The organism is Lentihominibacter faecis (assembly GCF_014306095.1).
Classification (GTDB): Bacteria; Bacillota; Clostridia; order Peptostreptococcales; family Anaerovoracaceae; genus Lentihominibacter; species Lentihominibacter faecis.
Genome location: NZ_JACRWC010000086.1, coordinates 1 through 9,780, shown reverse-complemented (window position 1 = coordinate 9,780; position 9,780 = coordinate 1). Strand labels below are relative to the sequence as shown.

Sequence of the window (9,780 nt, the reverse complement as noted above, 5' to 3'; positions counted from 1 at the left end):
CGTCTCGTGGGCTCGGAGATGTGTATAAGAGACAGGTATAAAATCTATGATCTGCTCAATGAGCAGAAGGAAAAAGGCGTCGGCGTTCTGTTTGTCGGCGAAGATCTGGACGTTCTGATGGATCTTTGCGACAGGATCATCGTGCTGTGTCATGGTGAGATCACGGGAATTGTCGATCCGGATGAGGTAACAAAAGAAGATATAGGATTACTTATGACAGGAAAGAAAGCACAGGAGGTGGACGAATAATGGATTTCATAAGGATCACCAAGCGTGATAATCTGTCACGAAAAAAAGAAATTCTGATCACCTTGCTGGCAATCGTACTTTCGATCGTTTTCGCGGGGATCATCCTTCTGATTTTCGGGCTCAATCCGTTCGAAATTTTCAAGGAAATCATCATGGGCTCTGTAGGGACCGGACTTCGTGTAAAGCAGACCATTGTCAAAGCAGTGCCTCTGATCATCACTTCGATGGGTATCATCGTCGCATTTAAAATGAAGTTCTGGAACATCGGTGCAGAAGGTCAGATCACCATGGGAGCGCTGGGCGCCAGCTGGGTCGCTCTTAATCTGAGCCCGAACCTTCCGCAGCCTGTCATGCTTCTTCTGATGATGGTCGGAGCAGCTGTATGTGGAGGCATATGGGCGTTTATTCCAGCGATATTCAAGGCGAAACTGGGAACTAACGAAACCATCTTCACCCTGATGATGAACTACGTGGCGATCAAATTCGTCACCTATTTGCAGTATGGCCCATGGATGGATCCTGCAGCCAATGGATTCCCGAAGATCGCAATGTTCCCGGATAATGCTGTCATGCCGAAATTGGGCGGTGTGAATATTGGATGGATCCTGGCGATCCTTGCAGCGGCCTTCGTGTATTTCTTTATGAATTATACCAAGAAAGGCTACGAGATCACCGTAGTTGGAGAAAGTATTGAAACGGCTCGTTATGCAGGCATGAATATCAGCCGGATCATCGTAGTAGCTATGCTGATCTCCGGAGGACTTTGCGGTATCACCGGTATGATCCAGGCGTCCGCTATTGAGAAAACTTTAGTGTATGGGATAGCCAACGGATATGGATTCACCGCTATCATCACAGCGTGGCTCTCCAAGCTGAATGCAGGATATGCGGTGGCTGTCTGTGCTGTATTCGCGATGCTGATCCAGGGAGGTCAGTACATCCAGATCGCTCTCGGCGTGCCGAGCGCAGTATCGGATATCGTACAGGGCCTTATCCTGTTCTTTGTTCTGGGAAGTGAATTTTTTATGCGATATAGAGTACATATCGGCAGAAACAGCAAGGAGGTGGCTTGATCATGGTAGAATTCTTAGCAGCCTGCGTTGTAGCAGGAACGCCTCTTGTTTTCGCAACGGTAGGAGAATTGATCACAGAAAAATCGGGGAGCATGAACCTGGGAGTGGAAGGTATGATGCTGATGGGAGCTGTTATGGGGTTCCTGGCGAGTATCAATACCTACAATCCGGCAGTGGCTCTGCTTGCGGCAGCATTAGCGGGGGCAGGCGGTGCGCTGATCTTTGGATTTCTGACTGTCAGCCTTCGTGCAAACCAGGTCGTTTGCGGTCTGACACTTACCATATTTGGAACAGGCTTCGCACAGTTTGTAGGGGAACCGCTTCTGGGTTCCAGCGTGCCATCGGACATCACCTCGTTTTTTGCAAAGCTGTCGATTCCGCTCCTGGGAGACATTCCGGTCATAGGACCAATCTTCTTCCAGCAGGATATCTTCGTTTACATCAGTTACATCGTGTGTGCTCTGGCAGCAGTCTACATGTACAAGACGAAGATCGGAATGAATCTGAAAGCAGTTGGAGAAAGCAATGCGGCGGCAGATGCATCCGGCATCAACGTGGCACTTTATAAATACGTCCACATTCTGATCGGTGGAGCGCTTTGCGGCCTGGGCGGCGCATATCTGTCTCTGGTAAGAATGCCGATCTGGCAGGAAAATATCGTTAATGGACGCGGATGGATCGCGGTTGCTCTGGTCATTTTCGTGGCATGGAATCCGATAAAAGGATTTTTCGGCGGTGCTCTGTTCGGAGGCCTCAGCATTCTGGGACTGAAACTTCAGGCAATGGGTGTTGGCGTATCGCAGTATCTGGTAGATATGATCCCGTATGTTGCGACCATTCTGATCGTTATTTTCAGTACGTACAAGAAAAAGAAAGAAAGTCAGCCGCCGGCTGATTTAGGAAACAACTATTTCAGAGAGGAACGATAACATGGTATATGTACATTTTGCAGAAGGATTTGAAGAAGTGGAAGCGGTCACGATAGTAGACCTGCTTCGCCGGGCAGCGATCGATGTGAAGATGGTTTCCATTATGGAAGATAAAATGGTGGAAGGAGCCCATGGCATGCAGATCCAGGCTGATCTGCTGTTTGAAGAGGCTGATTACGATGGCTGCGACATGATCGTACTGCCGGGCGGGATGCCGGGTGCACTCCATCTGAAGAATCACGAAGAGCTGGGAGAAAAAATCACTGAATTCGCACTGCAGGGCAAGGCTCTTGCTGCCATCTGTGCAGCTCCTATGGTCCTCGATGCCCGCGGAGCGCTGACCCACAAAACGGCGACTATTTATCCGGGTATGCAGAATGAGCTGAACATGGCTTCGTATATAGACAGCGGTGTTGTAGAAGATGGCAATGTGATCACGGGGAAAGGCCCTGCATACGCCATCGGATTCGCTCTGGTCATTATAAGAAAAATCAAAGGCGATAATGCTGCGGATGAAGTTGCTGAAGGACTGCTGTACAAAGGGATTTTATAAGATGAGTAAGTATCGGGTAGATTTTCATATTCATACGAAATTTTCGGATGGACAAGCTTCTCCGGCGGAGATCGTGGATGCTGCAAAAGCTCTTGGATATCATCAGATCGCCATCACAGATCATGATGGGATCGATGGACTGCCGGAGGCTTTGGAAGAAGGTCGAAGAGTAGATCTGACCGTAATACCCGGCATGGAGCTGGCAACGGAGACGGCTTCGGGAACCGAACTCCATATTTTAGGCTATGGGATGGATCTTGCCGATAAAACGCTGCTTGCTGCAATGAAAGAGCTTTCCAGAAGAAGAGCCGCCCGCAACACAAAGCTGATCGCCGCTTTGCAGGAAATGGGATATGATATCTCCGAAGAAGAGCTGAGGAAGATCCAGCCCAATGACTATATCGGCAAACCGGTCATTGCGCGGGCATTGATCGCAAAGGGATATGCCTCCAGCATACCGGAAGTGTTCCAGAGCAAAAAAATGCTGGGAAGCGAAACAGCTCTTGCTATCAAAAAAGAGAAACTGTCAGCATCAGATGCTGTAAAGCTGATACGGGAATCAGGAGGACTTCCGGTGCTGGCACATCCGATCCAGGCAAAAAAGATCGGAACACCGGGAAGCCGGGAGTTTTATCAGAATATGGAAGGGATCGTTGAGAATCTGGTTTCGTGTGGTCTTGGCGGACTGGAATGCTTTCATCCGGATCAAGATGAGAAACAGAGCCTTCGATTCGTTCAGATGGCACAAAAATATGACCTTTGCATCACCCGTGGATCGGACTTCCACGGAAAAGACTTTGCAGAAGCAGAGGACACCGCACAGATCGAAGAGACGAAGCTGATCGGGCTGGATGTGAAATAGCAGAATACGAAAAAGTCAGGACTGCCGGCAGGAAACTGTCGGCAGTTTTCACATGTATGGACTCTCAAAATATGGGAATACTAATTTTTGTATTCCATTCCCGCGAGGGATAAAATCGAGAGGTACAAATGAATAAAACTATTTCAGAAAAAAAGGCGGATCCAGTCCCCAGTAAGAAGCTGCTGATGATCGTGGTGATCCTGCTGTCTGCGGCGACCTGCGGGATCACTTCTGCAAAGGCGGCGGCTGCCGAGGGATGGGAAGCGCCCGTTCTGCTGTCGGACGGGACCCTGATGAAAGCTCCGTGGTATATCATGGTCGATGGGAAGAAAGCTGCGCTCGTAGATTCCAGAGAAACAGCGGAGCAGGTGATCCAGAATATCGTGACGTCTTGCGGACATGAAGGTGCGGAAGTCCTTGATGTTGAACTGAAAGAAGAAACGACAACGAAAAGAATGGACCTGGAGCTTGGAGACGATCCTCCGGATGTGATGACGGCAGCAGAGGCAGAGAAAAAACTACTGGGAACCCATAAGGAAGAGAGTATCCTTACAGTCGTCACCACAGAGGAACGAAAGGAAGAAGAGGATATCGACATCCCGGAGGAATACCAGCCGGTAAAATCTCTCTCTGTGGGGGAGATCAAGGTGGCCTCCGAAGGAAGCCCGGGGACAAAGGAAATCACGAAAAAGGTGACGAAGGAAAACGGAAATCCGGTGTCTGAAACGATCCTGGAAGAATCCGTCGTTGAAGAACCGGAGGAAAAGGTGATCCTCGCCGGGACGAAATTGCCGGCATCCTATCAGAGCAGTTTTTATGAGGACCCGGATCTTTCGTATGATGAAGACGCCGTATACGGGAAACTGCAGCGTCCTGTCGCCGGCGGGGTCGTTACGTCCGGCTTTGGTTCGCGCTGGGGCAAAGTGCATCATGGGATAGACATTGCGCTGCCTCAGGGCAGTGAGATCCGAGCGGCAGATAACGGGAATGTATACTTCGCCGGAGCAAATGGAAGCTATGGAAATATCGTCAAAATAGATCATGGAAACGGGATGCAGACGTATTACGCACACTGCAGCAGGCTCCTGGTATCCGCAGGACAGCGTGTGGAGCGCGGCGAACAGATCGCGCTGGTAGGATCCACGGGACGGTCAACGGGACCGCATTTGCATTTCGAGGTGATCATCAACCGAAACAGTATCGACCCGAGCGGTCTGATTGAATAACAAGAAAGAAAGCTGCCTTTTCGGGCGGCTTTTTGTTATATACCTTTGTAATACTTGCTCCCTGTCATTGCTTTCAAAATCGAGATGTGCTAATATAAAGAATGGACTTCGCTGTCCACTTTTATATTGCAAAAGACAAGGAAGGTAATATGGGCTTTTTTAAAGATGTTAGAGACGATATCAAAGCGGTCTTAGACAGAGACCCGGCGGCGCGGAACGGCTTTGAGGTGCTGGTATGCTATCCAGGTATCTGGTCGATTATTTTTCACCGGCCCGCACACTGGCTGTACCGTCATAATGTAAAGCTTCTGGCGAGGATCATTTCGCAGCTGGCGCGCTGGCTGACAGGGGTGGAGATCCATCCTGGGGCAGTCATCGGCAAGCGGTGTTTCATTGACCACGGCATGGCGATCATTATAGGGGAGACCACCGAGATCGGAGATGATGTAACGATCTATCAGGGCGTGACGCTGGGAGGTACCGGAAAAGATACCGGCAAGCGTCATCCGACGATCGGCAACAACGTTATTTTAAGTTCCGGATCGAAGATCCTGGGGCCGTTTAAGGTGGGTAATAATGTGAAGATCGGCGCTGGATCCGTCGTTTTGAAGGAGGTTCCTGACAATTGTACCGTCGTCGGGATCCCGGGGACGATCGTGCGCAGAAACGGCAAGCCGATCTCAGAAATGGATCAGGTCGATATGCCGGATCCGATCGCAGTAGAACTGGAATGCCTGCGGCGCAGAGTCGTGGAGCTCGAAGATATTATCGTAGAAAAACTGGGAGTAGAACTGGCTCATGAATGTCATGAAGACTGTCAGTATCCAAACATCCTGCGAGAGATGGAGGATGGCAGCCTGAACCGGATCTACGATGAAACCAATGGAGAAATCGTAACGGAAACTCTGCCGGACAGCCCGGAAGGAGAAACGGAGGTAAAGCATGAAAATCTATAATACTATGACACGCAGAAAAGAAGAGCTGAAGCCGATCGAAGACGGAATCCTTAAAATTTACGTTTGTGGACCGACGGTATATAACTTTTTCCACATTGGAAACGCAAGACCTTTTGTTGTATTCGATACGCTTCGCAAATATCTGGAATACCGGGGATATAAAGTAAAATTCGTGCAGAACTTTACCGATGTAGATGACAAGATCATCAATAAAGCCAGAGAAGAAGGCGTTACGGCACCGGAGATCAGCGAAAAATATATCAAGGAATATTATAAAGACGCAGCAGCACTGAATGTCAGAAAGGCTGACGTCCATCCGAAGGTTTCCGAGCATATACCGGAGATCATTGATTTTGTCAGCACCCTGGTGGACAAGGGATATGCTTACGAAGTAAACGGAGATGTGTACTTCTCCACGCGTAAATTTGACGGATATGGCAAACTGTCCGGACAGAATATCGAAGACCTGGAATCGGGAGCACGTATCGCTGTGGGTGATATCAAACGGGATCCGCTGGATTTTGCCCTGTGGAAAGCTCGCAAGGAAGAGGATGAGATCGCATGGGAAAGCCCGTGGGGCATGGGAAGACCAGGCTGGCATATCGAATGTTCTGCTATGTCCAAGAAACACCTGGGGGATACGATCGATATCCATGCAGGCGGACAGGATCTGCAGTTCCCGCATCACGAGAACGAGATCGCACAGTCGGAATGCTGCAACGGTGTACCGTTTGCAAACTACTGGATGCACAACGGATATATCACCATCGACAATGAAAAGATGTCCAAATCAAAAGGCAACTTTTTCACAGTAAGAGATATCTTAAAGGACTATGATGGAGAAGTGATCCGCTTCTTCCTCCTTTCCGGACACTACAGAAATCCGATCAACTTCAGCGATACACTGATGGAACAGGCCAAGGCGGGACTTGCCAGAATGCAGCACGCCAAGGAAAACCTGAAGCACCTGATCGCAACCGGTGAAGGCACGATGACGGATGAAGAGAAAAAGGAACTGGAAGGATACGACAAGTATCGTCAGGAATTCATCGCAGCCATGGATGACGACCTGAACACAGCAGATGCGATCTCAGCTATTTTTGAACTGATCACAGCCATCAATACGGATGTAAGAAACGGCGCCAGCAAAGAATTTGCAGAAAAATGTCTGGATATCCTGATGGAGCTGGCATCTGTCGTAGGACTTTTGCAGAAGGAAGAAGACGACTCGGTAGATGAAGACATCCAGGCTCTGGTAGACGAACGTCAGGAAGCGAGAAAAGCAAAAAACTTTGCAAGAGCCGACGAGATCCGCGACCTTCTCAAAGCAAAGGGCATCACACTGAAAGACACGCCGCAGGGTGTACAGATCATCAAGGAGTAAGCTTTGCAGAAAGCTGCGAAGGGCTGACGGGAAATGAAAGTAGAAAATATCAAAGAAATCAATACGACGGCACTGGCGTACATGGGGGATGCTGTATATGAGCTTGCTGTGCGGGAAGAAATGATGAAGCAGGGATACTATAATGTGAATCGGCTGCATCATATTGCGACACTGTATGTGCGGGCATCGGCGCAGGCGAAGATCATCAAAACGATCTTTGATGAGCTGGACGAAAAAGAGCAGGCACTTGTGAAACGAGCCAGAAACCGGAAATCTGCAACGAAAGCGAAAAATGCAGACCCGGTGACCTATAAATGGGCAACAGCTTTTGAAGCGCTGACAGGATATTTGTATCTGACGGAAAACCAGGATCGCCTTTCCTGGCTGATGGAGCGTGCTATTGGAATTGTAAAGGATGAACATATCAATGGGAGAAAAGAAACCAAAGAAAAAGCGGCAGGTCAGAAATAAGACAAAAGATGTTCTGGCGGATTACTACCGTACCAATATGGAGTACGACAGGGAAAACCGACGTCGTCAGGAAGAAGAGGGCGTTAAGCCGAAGGGTTTGAAGAACCTCAACAGCACTGAAAAAACTTATGTGATCGTTATTGTGCTGGCGCTGATCGGGATCGTGATCAAATACGTGATCCTGTAGCGGGAGTGAACAGGGAGGAAAAGATGAGTCAGGCAGACAAACTTTTTGTGGCTATGTGTCAGGAGATCCTGGATCACGGCTATTCCAGCCAGGGACAGACGGTTCGTGCAAAGTGGGAGGACGGAACGCCGGCCCACACCATCAAGCAGTTCGGCATCGTGAACCGTTATGATCTGCAGGAGGAATTCCCGGCACTGACACTGCGCCCGACTGCAATCAAATCCGCGGTGGATGAAATGCTGTGGATCTGGCAGAAAAAATCAAATAATATCAAAGACCTATCCAGTCATATCTGGGACGAATGGGCGGATGAAAACGGCTCTATCGGCAAGGCTTACGGCTATCAGCTGGGGGTGAAGTATAAATTTCCTCACGGGGAAATGGATCAGGTGGACAATGTCCTCTGGCAGCTGAAACACACGCCGTATTCACGCCGGATCATGACCAATATCTATAAATTCGACGACCTTATGGAGATGGGGCTGGAACCGTGCGCCTACAGCATGACTTTTAACGTGACGGGTGACCGGCTCAACGCTATTTTGAATCAGCGATCTCAGGACATTCTGACGGCCAATAACTGGAATGTCGTACAGTACGCCGTGCTGGTACATATGCTGGCACAGGTGAGCGGACTGAAGCCGGGGCAGCTGGTGCACGTGATCGCAGATGCGCACATCTATGATCGTCATGTGGATATCGTGCGGGAGATGATACAAAGACCGCAGTATCCGGCGCCAAAATTCAGCCTGAATCCGGAAATCACGGATTTCTACGACTTTACGACAGATGATATCCTGATCGAGGACTATGCGAAGAATCCTCAGATCAGAAATATTCCGGTGGCTATCTAGCGTGATTGCGGGCAGCTGCAGGATGCCGGAAGGCGGGAAGGCAGACGGACAGAAAAGAAGGAGCAGAATATGAATGCTATCGTGGTGGTGGATCAGAACTGGGGCATCGGCAGGGAAGGAAACCTGCTTGTGCATCTTCCGGGTGATCTGAAATATTATAAAGAAAAGACAATCGGAAACCATATCATCGTGGGCAGGAAGACACTGGAATCCTTCCCGGGAGGCAAGCCTCTTCCAGGACGGGAAAACATCGTGCTGACGCGGGATCCGGGGTATGCAAAAGACGGCTGCGTCATTTGTCATACTGTAGAGGATGTGCAGGATGCCGTGAAAGATTACGATCCGGAGACGGTATTTGTTGCCGGCGGAGCGGAGATCTATCAGGAGTTTTTCTCGCTTTGTGATGTGTTTTATGTTACGAAAATCAATGAAACGTTTGAAGCGGATCGCTACTTCCCGGATCTGGATGAAATGGGTCTGAAAGCAGCGTGGGAAAGCGAACTGCAGGAAGAAAAGGGAATCACATACAGGTTTTTAAAATATGTCAGAGAAAATAATCGGTAGGAACGCCGTGACAGAAGCACTTAACAGTGATCGTGAAATCGAAAAGATCATTTTGGCAAAGGGTGCAGAAGGTTCCATAAAGAAAATCGAGGGCAAGGCGAAAGCAAAGAAGATCCCTCTCTATTACAGCGATAAAAGCCGGATGGACCGGGACGCGGACGGTGGCAACCATCAGGGTGTCATCGCTGTCGTGTCGGATTATGAGTATGCCACGGTAGAGGAGATCCTGAATGTGGCGAAACAGCGGGGCGAAGATCCTTTTGTGATCCTGCTGGACGGGCTGGAGGATCCCCACAATCTGGGAGCTATCATGCGGACGGCAGAATGTGCCGGAGCGCATGGCGTGATCATTCCGAAACGGCGGTCGGTTTCCATTACGGAGACGGTTGCGAAAACATCCGCAGGTGCGGTGGAATATATGCCGTGTGCCCGCGTGACCAATATGCCAAGGACCATCGAACCTGTCTCTTAT

The 9,780-nt window shown here is 49.5% G+C and carries 12 protein-coding genes and 1 pseudogene; all 13 read left to right on the top strand.

The window, feature by feature from the left end; all coding sequences use genetic code 11:
- Positions 1-249 (top strand): annotated as a pseudogene (locus H8876_RS06785) (hypothetical protein); the annotation flags it as partial.
- Complete coding sequence (locus H8876_RS06780) at positions 249-1,322, top strand: ABC transporter permease (protein WP_249287100.1); 1,074 nt, start codon at positions 249-251, stop codon at positions 1,320-1,322. The pseudogene H8876_RS06785 and the gene H8876_RS06780, both read left to right, overlap by 1 nt.
- A 2-nt stretch (positions 1,323-1,324) precedes the next feature.
- Positions 1,325-2,251 carry an ABC transporter permease gene (locus tag H8876_RS06775; RefSeq protein WP_177265816.1) on the top strand — a complete coding sequence of 309 codons (927 nt, stop codon included), beginning with the start codon at positions 1,325-1,327 and terminating at the stop codon, positions 2,249-2,251.
- A gap of 1 nt (position 2,252) precedes the next feature.
- The gene (locus H8876_RS06770; RefSeq protein WP_249287099.1) at positions 2,253-2,804 is read left to right on the top strand and encodes a DJ-1 family glyoxalase III; all 552 of its coding nucleotides are present in this window, start codon (positions 2,253-2,255) and stop codon (positions 2,802-2,804) included.
- Position 2,805: 1 nt separating this feature from the next.
- Entirely contained in the window at positions 2,806-3,666 is an 861-nt protein-coding gene (locus H8876_RS06765) for a PHP domain-containing protein (protein WP_249287098.1), read from the top strand.
- A gap of 128 nt (positions 3,667-3,794) precedes the next feature.
- The gene (locus tag H8876_RS06760) at positions 3,795-4,892 is read left to right on the top strand and encodes a peptidoglycan DD-metalloendopeptidase family protein (protein WP_249287097.1); all 1,098 of its coding nucleotides are present in this window, start codon (positions 3,795-3,797) and stop codon (positions 4,890-4,892) included.
- A 149-nt stretch (positions 4,893-5,041) separates the two neighbouring features.
- Positions 5,042-5,848 (top strand): serine O-acetyltransferase, encoded by an 807-nt coding sequence (gene cysE, locus H8876_RS06755; RefSeq protein WP_346727846.1) that lies wholly within the window; start codon positions 5,042-5,044, stop codon positions 5,846-5,848.
- Positions 5,835-7,232, top strand: a complete 1,398-nt coding sequence (cysS, locus tag H8876_RS06750) for a cysteine--tRNA ligase (RefSeq protein WP_249287096.1) — start codon at positions 5,835-5,837, stop codon at positions 7,230-7,232. Before cysE ends, cysS begins: the two co-directional genes overlap by 14 nt.
- Before the next feature lie 33 nt (positions 7,233-7,265).
- A complete protein-coding gene (locus H8876_RS06745) occupies positions 7,266-7,703 on the top strand; it encodes a Mini-ribonuclease 3 (protein WP_177265715.1) in 438 nt (145 codons plus the stop codon).
- A complete protein-coding gene (locus H8876_RS06740) occupies positions 7,660-7,890 on the top strand; it encodes a hypothetical protein (protein WP_177265714.1) in 231 nt (76 codons plus the stop codon). Before H8876_RS06745 ends, H8876_RS06740 begins: the two co-directional genes overlap by 44 nt.
- A gap of 23 nt (positions 7,891-7,913) precedes the next feature.
- Positions 7,914-8,744, top strand: a complete 831-nt coding sequence (thyA, locus tag H8876_RS06735; protein ID WP_249287095.1) for a thymidylate synthase — start codon at positions 7,914-7,916, stop codon at positions 8,742-8,744.
- 69 nt (positions 8,745-8,813) lie between these two features.
- On the top strand, positions 8,814-9,308 hold the full coding sequence (locus H8876_RS06730; RefSeq protein WP_249287094.1) for a dihydrofolate reductase: 495 nt from the start codon (positions 8,814-8,816) through the stop codon (positions 9,306-9,308).
- Positions 9,286-9,780, top strand: a 495-nt coding sequence (locus H8876_RS06725; RefSeq protein WP_283241775.1) for a TrmH family RNA methyltransferase, incomplete at its 3' end; no start/stop codon positions are given. The genes H8876_RS06730 and H8876_RS06725, both read left to right, overlap by 23 nt.